The following is a 13602-nucleotide window of genomic DNA, read 5'->3' on the forward strand; positions in this document are numbered from 1 at the left end:
GAAGCCCAATTCCCCTGTGGGACTCAACTTAATGGAATTTGAGGTGTACCAAGTTGATACAGCAAACAACAGTGAATGCCGGATGGTTCAGAATGACCGCAGCACCGGCTCAGCTTCGGGAAGATAACCGCTATCAGCAGATGCGTAGTGAGATCAACCGGCGCCAATCTCCCTTCAGTGGTGGGACGGATTGGGAAAAGGTCTATGATCTTGCTGCCACTCTGGCGATGACAGATGGGGTGGATCTACTGGCGGCCAGCTACTTTTCGGTAGCTGCAGCCAAGACCCGCGGCATTGCCGGTTTGGCATCCGGGCTGGAGTTACTGTTAACCGTGTTGGCGCACTCGAAAGAGATGGGCACTATCAGCCCGGAAAAGTGCGCCGAAATACTGAACTGGGCCATAGGCAAGTTATTGCCGGAGCTCAAGGATATGCAAGCTACTGAAGGCAATATCCGTGAGTGGTATCGTTGTGAATATGCCTGTCAGCAGCTGTTTGAGCTGATGCAGGCGCGTCAACCCAAGCAGATGCCAAACCTGGATGCGCTCGGCTTTCAAATCTTCGACAAGATTGATGGCGTTAAACAACCGACCAAGCGACCCGCTGTTGCCACAAGTGCTCAGCAGCAGGCTAATTCCAAGGGGCTGAGTTGGCCGTTGGGATTAATCCTCTTGTTGCTGGCATTGACGGCGGGACACTTTGCCGAACCTTTGGGACTGACCATAGGGCAGAAATTCTGGCCGGAGCGATTTGCGCCCAAGCCACCCGAGCAGGTGGCTCAGTTGCTGACTGAAACGGCACTGCCGCTGTGGCAGAAGATAGATCAGCTATTTGCCGCTGCACCTTTGGCCAACGATGAACCTTATGTTTATCCCGAGCAGGTAGATTATCTGTTGGAGCTGGACAAGTATTTCCAGCGTTTTGCCGCCAGTCGCACCCGAGCGGCCAACTTAAGCAAAGAGTTACAGCAATGGCAGGGGCTTGATGCCACCAAACTCAGTGCGCTGCAGCGTCAGTCACGGGATATGGCCGAGTATGCCAGTAGCCTGTCCCCCGTGTTGGCCAGAGCCTACTTCATCGATGAGCTGCTTAAGCAACAGCAAAATGAGCGGGCAGCTCAGGAGCTGACACTGCTGGACAGGCAGCTGAAATCCCTGCTGATCAAGCGCACTTTGTTGGCCCAGAGTTTGGGGCTCACTCAGGCTTCTGGCGTTACAAATGACCCGGCAGCCAAAACCGCCCCAGACTCGAATAAAGCGCCAATGGCGGCGGGTTCAGATAGAGCTAATGTCCAAGATGCGGCCGCTGTTCAAGATGTTGTTATGTAATACAAGAATTCCCCCGTTTGGCCGCCTTTGTGTCCGCTCTTGAACTCTGGCCTTTGGCGGCTTTCGGGCAAGAAGTTGCCCGGCGAGCAAAAAATTGCCCGGGTTCGGGCAAGAAATTGCCCGGAGAGCGGGAGTGGGTTTGGATGTTGTTGTAAAACAGTGGCTTACGATTTGGCATGCTTCTGGCATTGGGTGATGAGGTTTTATCACTCATTCAACAGTAAAAGGAATTAACCATGCCAACACCATGTTATATCTCCATCGAAGGTCAAACCCAGGGCAACATCACCGCAGGCGCGTTTACAGCCGAGTCAGTGGGCGACATCTTTGTGGAAGGTCATGAAGACGAGATGCTGGTTCAGGAATTCAACCATGTGGTGACAGTGCCGACCGACCCACAGTCAGGCATGCCTTCGGGTCAACGGGTGCACAAGCCGTTCAAGTTCACCGTGGCGCTGAACAAGGCGGTGCCTTTGATGTACAACTCGCTGTCATCCGGTGAGAAGCTGAACAAGGTTGAGCTGAAGTGGTACCGCACCTCTATCGAGGGCAAGCAGGAGCACTTCTTCACCACCAAGCTTGAAGGTGCGACGATAGTGGACATCAACTGCCACATGCCACACTGCCAGGACCCGAACAAGGCGGATTTCACCCAATTGGTTGAGGTGTCAATGGCCTATCGCAAGATAGACTGGGACCACGTGAGTGCCGGTACTTCAGGTGCGGATGACTGGCGCAAGCCCATCGAAGCCTGATAGTGTGTGTCAGCCACCGCCTTGCGGTGGCTGTTTGCCATTGGGGTGTTTTCTGGCGGGGACGTCAACTGACAGTGTAAACGGTTGATTGAGAGCCAGAGAGCAGGCCAATGGCTTTTGGTGCAATTCGGCTAAACGGACATTCAACAGACATTCGAGTCAATCGCATTTAAACCAAGAGCAAAACGGCACTCAGCGAGCGGAGCTCAACGCCTTCCCCTAAAACAAGGGAAGCCGGGGCTCAGACAGCAAGAGCTCAGACAGCAAGAGTACCGCGAAAGGACAGGGATAATAAGGACAGCGAAGATGAGTCATCAAGGGAGCGGCATGCGTTTTGGATTCAAGGCGGGCAGTTTGGCAGAGGATAGCCTGTCGGTGCTGTCGTTCAAGCTGGAAGAATCGCTGTCGAGTCCTTATGTGGTTGAGCTTGAGTTGCTGAGTCGCCGGGACGATATCAAGGCGAGCGACTTGGTGGACCAGAGCGGGGTACTGAGTTGGTGGCAGGACGGCGAATGCCAGCGAGAATTGCACGGCATAGTAAGCCGCTTTGGCCGCGGCGACAGCGGCCATAGACAGACCCGCTACCGGCTGAGACTGGAGCCGGCCCTGAGCCGCCTGCAACTGCGGCGCAACAGCCGCATCTTCCAGGAAAAGAGCCTGACCGACATCATCGCGGTACTGTTCGGTGAAATGGGCATTACCGATTACGCCTTTCGCTGTGACCCGCGCCATGAAAGCCGCAAACGGGAATACTGCGTGCAGTATGGCGAGAGCGACTTTGACTTCTTCGAACGCCTGACCCGCGAAGCGGGGCTGTTCTACTACTTCGAGCACAGCAGCGACAAGCACACCCTGGTGCTGTGCGATGCACTGGACAAACTGAGCCTGAGCCCCCACAGCTACCCCTACAACGCCCTGGCGGGAGGACGCGCCGAGCAGGCGAGTGTCCGCAGCGCCGAATACCGCCACCGCCGGGCCGAGAGCGGGGCCACCCTCAAGGACTACAGCTTCCGTAAACCGGCCTACAGCTTCCTGCAACCGAGCACGGAGGATGCAGACTGGCAACAGAGCGGCTATGAACACTTCGACTACCCGGGGCGCTACAAGGACGATGCCGACGGCAAACTGTTCAGCAAGGTGCGCCTGGCGGGACTGAGACGGGAGAGCGAACAGCTGCTGCTCAAGAGTGACCAACTGCAGGCGTTGAGCGGGCAGAAGTTTGCCCTGAGCGAACACCCGGATGCGAGCCTTAATCGCGAATGGGTAATAGTGGGGGTCAGCCACACAGGCGAGCAGGGCAATGCGGCGGAAGAGGACAACAACAGCCGCGGCACGACCTACAGTAACGAGATAGTGGCGGTGCCTTCCTCCATGCAATGGCAAGCGGAGCCGAAGGCCAAACCACAGATGGCGGGGCCGCAGATAGCGACCGTGGTGGGGCCGAAGGATGAAGAGATATTTTGTGACGAATACGGCCGGGTGAAGGTGCAATTCCCCTGGGACAGATATGCCAAGGGTGACGAGCACGGCAGCTGCTGGATACGGGTCAGCCAGGGCTGGGCCGGTGGTCAATATGGCTTTATGGCGCTGCCGCGGATAGGGCATGAAGTGATAGTGTCGTTTCTGGACGGCGACCCGGACCAACCCATCATCACCGGCCGGGCCTACCATGCGGTGAACCAGGTGCCTTACGCGCTGCCGGCCCACAAGACCCGCACTGTGCTGAAGACCCAGAGCCACAAAGGCGAGGGCAGCAACGAGCTGAGGTTTGAGGATGAAGCGGGGGAAGAGGAGATTTACCTGCATGCGCAGAAAGACCTGAACCTACTGACCGAGAACGACAGGCACGAGCATATCAAGCACGACAACCACCTGGATGTGGACAATGAAAGGCGCAGCCGCATCGGCGGCAACGACCACCTGACGGTGTTGGGCGAGTCCCGCCAGCAGGTAACCGGCGACAAGAGCCTGATAGTGGATGGCAGCTATCAGCAGAAAGTCGCCGCCAAAGAAGCGCTCGAAGTGGGCAGTGAAGTTCATCTCAAGTCATTGGGGAAAATTGTGCTCGATGCCGGCGCCGAGATCAGCATCAGTGCCGGTGGCAGCTTCGTTAAGGTCGATCCGGCCGGGGTGCACCTGGGCGGCGCGGCAGTTAATCTCAACTCGGGCGGCAGCCCAGGCTCAGGCAGCGGCTTTGCCGGCAAGGCACCGGAGCTTCCGGGTGAAGTGGCCGCTGCCGAGTTGCCCCAAGGCGAAAAAGTGATTTTGCCCAATCCATCCCAGCAGAGTGGCACTCTGCTGCTGGCTGCCAGTACGGCTAAAGGTGTGTGCGAAATTTGCGAGCAGCCGGAGGAAGAAAATGCCCCTGCCTGATCTCGCTGGACTCAAGGGGCAGCTGTATCTGCTTTGGGATGCCTGTTTGCACCGGAACCTGGCGCAGACCCTGTATCAGCTGGATAACCGCGTCTTTATGCTACCCCTGTATCAAGGGACTCAGTTCGAGTCTCTCGGCGATATTCAACCCTTGCTGCTTCAATGTCCTGCCGACAGTCAGTTGTTGGATTGGTTGGAGCAACAGCTTTGCTACCGGGACAGTGTCTGGCTGTTTGAGTCAACCTCCTCCAGTGCTGAATTGTTGCACTATTTTCAGCAATTACCTTTGCAGCAACACCCGCTGGGCCACCAGGTATTATTTCGCTATCAGGACCCCAGAGTGCTGGCGGGCTTTATGGCGGCGCAACTGCCGTTGGAAGCACTGTTCCCGGCGGGCATATTCGGCCGGGTTTGGGTGTATGACACTATTGCCGAACACTGGCACTGCCGAGTGCCTCAGTCGGCTCAGCCCAGTGAGGCAACTCAGCGCTTTCAATTGACCGATGACCACCTCAAGGTGATGCAGCAGGTCTGCTGGCAGCAATTTGGTCTTAGGCTGCAGCAGCATTTGAGGCACTTCTTTGCCGATGAGTTCGGTTCGGTTTCCCTGGCGGAAACCTTGGCTATTGCCGAGCGCGCCGCCGCGCAAGGGTGGGAATCGGAGCGGGACATTTTTCTTTACGGCAATATTTTGGGTTATCTCGGTGCCGACTTTGAAAAGAATCTTATCGGCAATCAGGCAAGCAGTGCTTCCGGGGCTTTGCTTGATCAGCACCAGGCTAGCGATGAACCCGTCTCTCAATCAGAGTACGTCGGCATTATTAACCTGATGCAAACCCGGGGAAGTGACAGATCTGCGGCTTTGGCACAAGCCGCAGATTTGGCCAAGCAGTTAAATCAACAAAGAGCCAATGCGTTACAAGGAGTTACCCATGTCGGCCGATAGACAACAACAGGATGCCAACGATAAGGCCACTCAAGAGTCGGATACTAAAGCCGGTTCTTTACTGGCAACTTGCCCACTCAAGGCGCAAACCGTCAAAATCGTGCCTGTGCGTTATGCCTTGGATGAATTCCAGTTGGTGCCGGAGCCTTGCCCCAAACACAACTTGCCTTCAGAAGGTAACTTCCCCGGTGGCTACTTCAGCAGACAGCTCAAATGTAATAGCTACACCCTGCGTCAGCTTACCGACGGCTGGCTTTATGTCTGGAACCAAACTGAAAAGACCCTGCACGAATATGAAGTCAGGGGACCTCAGTTGATCCGTTACCAGTTTGGTGACAACGAGGCCGACAAACCGCTCAGCGAGCGCGGTACAGCGCTGGAGCCTAAAGTCTATCTGGAATATAACCGCGGCTCTGAGCTGTATTTGATGTTCAGCCAGCTAAGGTGCTCCTGGCCCATGTTGGAGCATTATCGCAGTAATGGCGAAGCCCAGCGTCGTTGGGGACGCAAGCTGTCATTGCCTGGATTTTGCCGCACTATGGCAGAGCCCCATACTGCCCCAATCAAGGTGTTGAGCCAGGTTGCCGATATTGCCGGCGAGGCCAAGTTCCCTCTGGCGGTTCCTTCCCTGCAAGACAGAGGGGAGGGAGATGAAACGCTCAGCGGTAAGCCGGTTCAGCCCCTGACTACCTACCTAGGCCCTATAAGCGATAAAGACTCGGCCCTGATGGTCGCACTGGATGATATTTGGTCGGATATCTGTGATATCGCCTCTCAAACCTTTTATCTATCCGGACAGATGCATGAGTTTAATGAGGATGAAATGTATCGCCGGATGAATGCCAAAGCGGTAGTTCAGATTTGTGGCGGTCTTGATATGCTCGGTGAGGATGGATGGCTACACAATGATAAGTTGCCGCCAAAAGTCAGAGGGAATGAACTGGCAATCAACCGTTATCTGGATAAACTGACTGATTATCGGGAAGCCGTAAACAGATATGAAGATCAGCTTAGGATTTATGCCGCTCAAGGAGCAAAAGGCATTGTATCACCTGATGAGTTCTTGAAGCTTGAACAAGAACTTGCTGCCGAATATGGCTCGGCGTGGAATCTGGATTTGCCTCGTTGGGAGGCTGAAAGAGATAGGCGTAAATATGCCAATATGCAGAAAGCGGAAAGTTTTCTGACAAAACACTTGCAGCATGATAGCGCATTAATGGAAGAGATTGGGCCTAGGGTGGATGAGCTGTTTGATTGCCACTTTCATATTCAGGCCAATGCCAGAGTATTAGGAGCAGATTGTCATCATCCCAGCCATCAAGAGGGCTTAACAACCTGGATGAGCGACAGTCTACAGTTGCTGGTGATGTTTCTTGATGATGCTAAAAGAGACATTCTTGCCAGTGCGTTTTCGAGTGCTTCCAAGCCCCAGGCGTTGATTGCTTTGACCACGAGCGGTTTTGACCCCTTATTGCACCAAGAGCTCAACGGACGCCTACAAAAACCGGCGGCTTTGTTGTCGGCAACCGGAGTATCAGTAAGTAACAACGCAGTATTAAGAATGAACGAGGTTAAAGCGGCATTTAATGAGTTGCCGTTGATAGAGCACAAATGGGCTACTGATTTGCATCAAGATGTCCACAAGACGTTGGATGCAATGCGACAAGCCTTTGCCGATAAAACCTCCCAAGGCTGGTCGCATGTACTGGAAGCCATTTTCCCTCTGTTTCGGGGGGAAAAGGGGATCTCTACCCATTCAACCAGCTTAATGTTGCAATCACTGCTGATTAACTCTTTTGTTGAAGATATTCCACTGAAAACTGAAGAGCTTTCTGACTATGAAAAAGCTTTTCAGGCTTATCAGGAAAAGCTTTCTGCTTTGGAAGGAAAAGTAAGGGGTTTGAAAAAACAAGAAAGCAATCTGGAAAAAGCAATTGACAATGCTGATAAAAAGACTAAGGACGCCAAAAAGAAACAAAAGAAAAATAAAAAAATTTATAAGCAGGGACGAAATAAGACAGTCAAAAGAGTTGCAGGCAAAGGTAAAGAATTTAGAAACAAACTACAAAAAGTAACCGGTGAAATCTCCGAGGCAGAAGAAGCACTTCAACTGCTTGTAGAAGAGAAGCCCTATTGGGCAGCTGCCAAGCAACAGGCGGTGACACTGGAAAGCCGACGTCAACTCTCTGAAGGGATAAAGGGCTATCTGGATAAAGGCAAAAAGCTGGCAAGTCACATTACCTTGGGCAGAACGGCTATTTTGCTTGGATATATCAACTTGTTATATACACCTATGCCAGAGAAGTACTCTTGGGACTCCTTTACGTTCGACAGTTCCGATGCCGAAAGTAAAAAGCTTCATACGCTGATTTACAATACAGGTTATCTTGTCGCCTTTGGTATCGCGGCTATTTGGTATGATCCTCTGCTGACCAAGATTAAGGAAGGTGCGAATAAGTCCGAGATATGAGATCATCGTGTTGTAACCTGAACCCTGAATGAGTAACCGGATGAGCCAGCAACTGACTTTTGCCGACAGTGAGTTTTCCAGTAAACGCCGCCAGACCCGCAAAGAAATCTTCCTTGGCAGAATGGATAACTTGCTTCCCTGGGACAAATTACTTGGCGTTATCGAGCCTGTGTATCCCAAGGCCGGTAATGGTCGCAGGCCCTATCCGCTGGAAACCATGCTGCGTATTCACTGCATGCAGCAATGGTACAACCTGAGCGATGAGGCCATGGAAGATGCCCTCTATGAAATCGCCTCCATGCGCCAATTTGCTCGCCTGTCACTGGATAAAGCCATTCCAGACCGCACTACCATCATGAATTTCCGGCATTTGCTGGAGCAGCATGAACTGGCCCGCAAAATCTTCAGTACCGTTAATCACTGGCTAGCAGAGTGTGGCGTTCTAATGACCCAGGGCACCTTGGTGGATGCCACCATCATTCAAGCCCCCAGCTCTACCAAAAACAAACACAATAGCCGTGATGAAGACATGCACCAGACCAAGAAAGGTAACCAGTGGTACTTCGGCATGAAAGCGCACATTGGCGTGGACGCCAAAAGTGGCCTGACCCACAGTCTGGTGACCACGGCGGCTAACGAGCACGACCTCAATCAGGTTGGCAAGTTACTGCATGGCGATGAAGAATTTATCTCAGCCGATGCTGGTTATCAGGGGGCCGAAAAGCGCGATGAGCTCAGCGATGTCAGCGCAGACTGGCTTATCGCCAAGCGTCCCGGCAAAGTGAATGCATTGAAGCAACACCCGCGCAAGAACAAGCTGGCCATCCGTTACGAATACCTGAAAGCGAGTATCCGAGCGAAGGTTGAGCATCCATTTCGGATAGTAAAATGTCAGTTTGGTTTCGTCAAAGCCAGGTACAAGGGGCTGGCTAAAAATGACAGTCAACTGGCGATGTTATTCACCCTGGCGAACCTGGTTCGAGTTGACCAATTGATACGGGCACAGGCGAGATCTACCTGAAATGAGGAAATTGGCCTGAAACAGGGCCAAAATCAGCCACGAAGAGACGATTTTGGGCTGAAAATTGGAAAATTGAGCCACAGGACGTCGATAAAGGACGGTTTGGGGCGTCATATTGGGAGCTGCGAACCACTTAATCGCAGCTTCCTTAAGCAAACAGTGGCAGCATCTGGAGAGAAGAGCATCTATAAAGCGAGCTACTCTATAACGAAGGAAAAGAAACTGAAAGTTGTTCCTCTGTTTAAGTTGTCTTTCCATGAATCTGCTAATATTCACGGTATTGAGTTTGCCAAGGTATTGAAGAGTTTCCGTATGGCAGCGCTTTCCTTGGGTGTTGTCTCGGCAGTAGCAAATGCTTATGAAATAGCTCAGATTGGCCAGGAGTTGGGGCTTTGGGGCGAGAATCCGGCAGATTTGAATGTTGTGGAAAGATCGCTGAAATGGGTCCAAGAAGCCTCACTTGCAGTCAGTCTTGGCGGCATGGCGATTCAAGCTCTAGCAGCCTTCGGCTTTGTTGCTGGTTCACCGCTTATCCTTCCAATACTGGCAATTGCCGGTGTGGCTTACCTGTTATCTTCCATTGCATTTATCTTTTTTTCGCGCGACGATATCGACAAATGGTTGGATCACAGTGATTTTGGCACCTCGCCACAGTGGCTGAACACCCCCCAAGAGGCATTCCAACATCTGCAAGATATATTGCTAAAGCCTGCGGTTTATATGCAGCCCTCTTGCTCATCGAAACTGGCTGCTATCCTGGAAAAATCCAGTATTCCAAACCAGCTATTAAACCGCGAAACAGTATCCGGTTGTTGGCTGCTGTTCAACCTGCCAACAGCAGGGACTCATATTGAATTGGCGGAAGTCTATCATGAATATACTCTTTGGGGAGCGACTCAAATTACCAATTCTGATTGGGACGGAATGGAAGCAATAGCCGTTACCCCTGAGGCAGTCCGAAATCTCATTGAAAATGGCTTTCCTGAGACCTGGGATGAGATGGATGATAGCTATATTGCAAAAAACAATAGTCAATACTGGTTGATGTATGTACCTTTAACTCCGGCTGAATTCTTTGAAAATCCATTAAAGTCGGAGTCAGAGTTATGGTTGAGTATCAACCGCCCAAGGCAACGTAACATAGATAAAACCTGGCACTACAAGTTACAACCTAAAAGTTTAAGCCAAATTTTAGGTGTTTGGGGTAAGCTGCAGGAAGAAGAGGGCAAGTTTACTTTTCCTGAGCCCAAAGAAACCATAGGTATTGTTTTTTAGAACTAGTAGCAAGGAGAAGTTAGTGGGACAAGGAAAGAGAGTCAGCCAACTGGCTGACAGGCCTAGCTACATCCAGTATAGCAAGTATGGCCTTGAGAATGGACTTTTCACCCAAGCCGATATTACCAAGCTTGAAGACGAACCGGCCATCTTTCAATGGACTATACCAAGGGCTTTTTTTCATCGATTTAGTGGTTTGGCATCGATTTTAATGATTTGGGGGATTTTCGCAGGTATCCCTATGTTGTTTTTTTCATTGATAAATTTAGCATCAGAAAATCCACAACCTGATGATTGGAATTCAGTTGTCGGTATTGGCATTTTCCTTTCGTCGATTTTATTGATAATTTATTATTTCACTCGACTTCAATATCACCATGTAGCATATAAGATCACCGAGTCGGGCTTTTTAAGGGATGAGGTTAAACTGTGTCCAAGGTGGGGTTATGGCGCCATTAACCCGGAAGGTTTGATGTGGGTTCTGCGAGTTATGACTCTTATCCTTGTGCCGATAGCTCTGGTTATACACCCATTTTTATTGGTGGGTGTCGGCGGTCTGGCATTATTGAGTTTTAAAAAGGTAGAGCCTTCTGAGCCGGAAAAGGCTCACTATATTCCTGTGCTTTGGGATGATAGTAAGATGGTAGATGAAGATAAGGCGAGTCTAATTAATCTTAATCCTAAAAGACGTATTGTCCATATTAGAAGTCGTAGCTGGTATTATAATGATGCAATATTTTGCACCAAAGAGAATTATGAGGAAGTTAAAGCATTCGTACTAAAGAAACTGCCTAAAGCCAAGATTGTGCAAGAGCAATGGACTATTATTTAATAGTACTGCTCTCTGCCAGTTGGTAGACAGAGTTTGAGACTCTGCAATATTTACATGAGTTAAGGAAGGTGCGAATAAGTCCGAGATATGAGATCATCGTGTTGTAACCTGAACCCTGAATGAGTAACCGGATGAGCCAGCAACTGACTTTTGCCGACAGTGAGTTTTCCAGTAAACGCCGCCAGACCCGCAAAGAAATCTTCCTTGGCAGAATGGATAACTTGCTTCCCTGGGACAAATTACTTGGCGTTATCGAGCCTGTGTATCCCAAGGCCGGTAATGGTCGCAGGCCCTATCCGCTGGAAACCATGCTGCGTATTCACTGCATGCAGCAATGGTACAACCTGAGCGATGAGGCCATGGAAGATGCCCTCTATGAAATCGCCTCCATGCGCCAATTTGCTCGCCTGTCACTGGATAAAGCCATTCCAGACCGCACTACCATCATGAATTTCCGGCATTTGCTGGAGCAGCATGAACTGGCCCGCAAAATCTTCAGTACCGTTAATCACTGGCTAGCAGAGTGTGGCGTTCTAATGACCCAGGGCACCTTGGTGGATGCCACCATCATTCAAGCCCCCAGCTCTACCAAAAACAAACACAATAGCCGTGATGAAGACATGCACCAGACCAAGAAAGGTAACCAGTGGTACTTCGGCATGAAAGCGCACATTGGCGTGGACGCCAAAAGTGGCCTGACCCACAGTCTGGTGACCACGGCGGCTAACGAGCACGACCTCAATCAGGTTGGCAAGTTACTGCATGGCGATGAAGAATTTATCTCAGCCGATGCTGGTTATCAGGGGGCCGAAAAGCGCGATGAGCTCAGCGATGTCAGCGCAGACTGGCTTATCGCCAAGCGTCCCGGCAAAGTGAATGCATTGAAGCAACACCCGCGCAAGAACAAGCTGGCCATCCGTTACGAATACCTGAAAGCGAGTATCCGAGCGAAGGTTGAGCATCCATTTCGGATAGTAAAATGTCAGTTTGGTTTCGTCAAAGCCAGGTACAAGGGGCTGGCTAAAAATGACAGTCAACTGGCGATGTTATTCACCCTGGCGAACCTGGTTCGAGTTGACCAATTGATACGGGCACAGGCGAGATCTACCTGAAATGAGGAAATTGGCCTGAAACAGGGCCAAAATCAGCCACGAAGAGACGATTTTGGGCTGAAAATTGGAAAATTGAGCCACAGGACGTCGATAAAGGACGGTTTGGGGCGTCATATTGGGAGCTGCGAACCACTTAATCGCAGCTTCCTTAATGGCTTTAGCCTGTTAATTAACCGTCCTGATTGTATTGACTATTATTATTACATTGCGAAGGGCCCTTTCTCACAGGCATAAACCAATTAGTGGCTGGCTCACACAACAGCACTGGAGGCCTGGTCTCAGCCGTTGCCTGAAAGTGAATGGGCCCAGCCCAGCGCTGAGCTGGTTCGCTTAAAAGCGGAAATCACCGCGCACTACCAAGCCGGAGGCTCTCTGGGGGATTTTGTCAAACCAGCCGCCTAGGGCTATGACTACGAGCTAATTTACCCCAGAGCTATACCCAAATTGTAAAAGTGAACGCCACCAGGGCTTATTCACACCTTCTCTAAGACTTTTACAGGAATGCTCTTAAAGCCAGTCGACTTCAGCTTATTCCTTGGGACATTCCTTCAGGCCACTCTTTCGGGCCACTCTACTTGGGCAAGAATTTGCCCGGCGAGCAAAAAATTGCCCGGGTTCGGGCAAGAAATTGCCCGGAGAGCGGGAGTGGGTTTGGATGTTGTTGTAAAACAGTGGTTTACGATTTGGCATGCTTCTGGCATTGGGTGATGAGGTTTTATCACTCATTCAACAGTAAAAGGAATTAACCATGCCAACACCATGTTATATCTCCATCGAAGGTCAAACCCAGGGCAACATCACCGCAGGCGCGTTTACAGCCGAGTCAGTGGGCGACATCTTTGTGGAAGGTCATGAAGACGAGATGCTGGTTCAGGAATTCAACCATGTGGTGACAGTGCCGACCGACCCACAGTCAGGCATGCCTTCGGGTCAACGGGTGCACAAGCCGTTCAAGTTTACCGTGGCGCTGAACAAGGCGGTGCCTTTGATGTACAACTCGCTGTCATCCGGTGAGAAGCTGAACAAGGTTGAGCTGAAGTGGTACCGCACCTCTATCGAGGGCAAGCAGGAGCACTTCTTCACCACCAAGCTTGAAGGTGCGACGATAGTGGACATCAACTGCCACATGCCACACTGCCAGGACCCGAACAAGGCGGATTTCACCCAATTGGTTGAGGTGTCAATGGCCTATCGCAAGATAGACTGGGACCACGTGAGTGCCGGTACTTCAGGTGCGGATGACTGGCGCAAGCCCATCGAAGCCTGATAGTGTGTGTCAGCCACCGCCTTGCGGTGGCTGTTTGCCATTGGGGTGTTTTCTGGCGGGGACGTCAACTGACAGTGTAAACGGTTGATTGAGAGCCAGAGAGCAGGCCAATGGCTTTTGGTGCAATTCGGCTAAACGGACATTCAACAGACATTCGAGTCAATCGCATTTAAACCAAGAGCAAAACGGCACTCAGCGAGCGGAGCTCAACGCCTTCCCCTAA

At 51.3% G+C, this 13602-nt stretch carries 10 protein-coding genes; all 10 read left to right on the top strand.

The features are described 5' to 3' along the window. The first annotated feature begins 53 nt into the window (after nt 1-53). Nucleotides 54-1328 (top strand): type VI secretion system ImpA family N-terminal domain-containing protein, encoded by a 1275-nt coding sequence (locus ACWAU4_RS04265; protein ID WP_208125540.1) that lies wholly within the window; start codon nt 54-56, stop codon nt 1326-1328. 236 nt (nt 1329-1564) lie between these two features. Then, a complete protein-coding gene (locus ACWAU4_RS04270) occupies nt 1565-2083 on the top strand; it encodes an Hcp family type VI secretion system effector (protein ID WP_025890191.1) in 519 nt (172 codons plus the stop codon). A gap of 306 nt (nt 2084-2389) precedes the next feature. Beyond that, complete coding sequence (locus ACWAU4_RS04275) at nt 2390-4456, top strand: type VI secretion system Vgr family protein (RefSeq protein WP_208125541.1); 2067 nt, start codon at nt 2390-2392, stop codon at nt 4454-4456. Next, nucleotides 4443-5402: a DUF4123 domain-containing protein gene (locus ACWAU4_RS04280; RefSeq protein WP_190534763.1), complete on the top strand. Its 960-nt coding sequence runs from the start codon at nt 4443-4445 to the stop codon at nt 5400-5402. Before ACWAU4_RS04275 ends, ACWAU4_RS04280 begins: the two co-directional genes overlap by 14 nt. Then, entirely contained in the window at nt 5389-7872 is a 2484-nt protein-coding gene (locus tag ACWAU4_RS04285) for a toxin VasX (RefSeq protein WP_454290457.1), read from the top strand. The genes ACWAU4_RS04280 and ACWAU4_RS04285 overlap by 14 nt, the downstream gene beginning before the upstream one ends. Before the next feature lie 40 nt (nt 7873-7912). Further along, the gene (locus ACWAU4_RS04290; protein WP_151532535.1) at nt 7913-8893 is read left to right on the top strand and encodes an IS5-like element ISEc68 family transposase; all 981 of its coding nucleotides are present in this window, start codon (nt 7913-7915) and stop codon (nt 8891-8893) included. Between the two features lie 159 nt (nt 8894-9052). Further along, on the top strand, nt 9053-10168 hold the full coding sequence (locus tag ACWAU4_RS04295) for a hypothetical protein (RefSeq protein WP_454290458.1): 1116 nt from the start codon (nt 9053-9055) through the stop codon (nt 10166-10168). 22 nt (nt 10169-10190) lie between these two features. Further along, a complete protein-coding gene (locus ACWAU4_RS04300; RefSeq protein WP_054745927.1) occupies nt 10191-11000 on the top strand; it encodes a hypothetical protein in 810 nt (269 codons plus the stop codon). Between the two features lie 131 nt (nt 11001-11131). Then, the gene (locus ACWAU4_RS04305; RefSeq protein WP_151532535.1) at nt 11132-12112 is read left to right on the top strand and encodes an IS5-like element ISEc68 family transposase; all 981 of its coding nucleotides are present in this window, start codon (nt 11132-11134) and stop codon (nt 12110-12112) included. Between the two features lie 748 nt (nt 12113-12860). Further along, the gene (locus ACWAU4_RS04310) at nt 12861-13379 is read left to right on the top strand and encodes an Hcp family type VI secretion system effector (protein ID WP_025890191.1); all 519 of its coding nucleotides are present in this window, start codon (nt 12861-12863) and stop codon (nt 13377-13379) included. The last annotated feature ends 223 nt before the right edge of the window (nt 13380-13602 follow it).

Source organism: Shewanella sp. FeAMO (genome assembly GCF_053653955.1).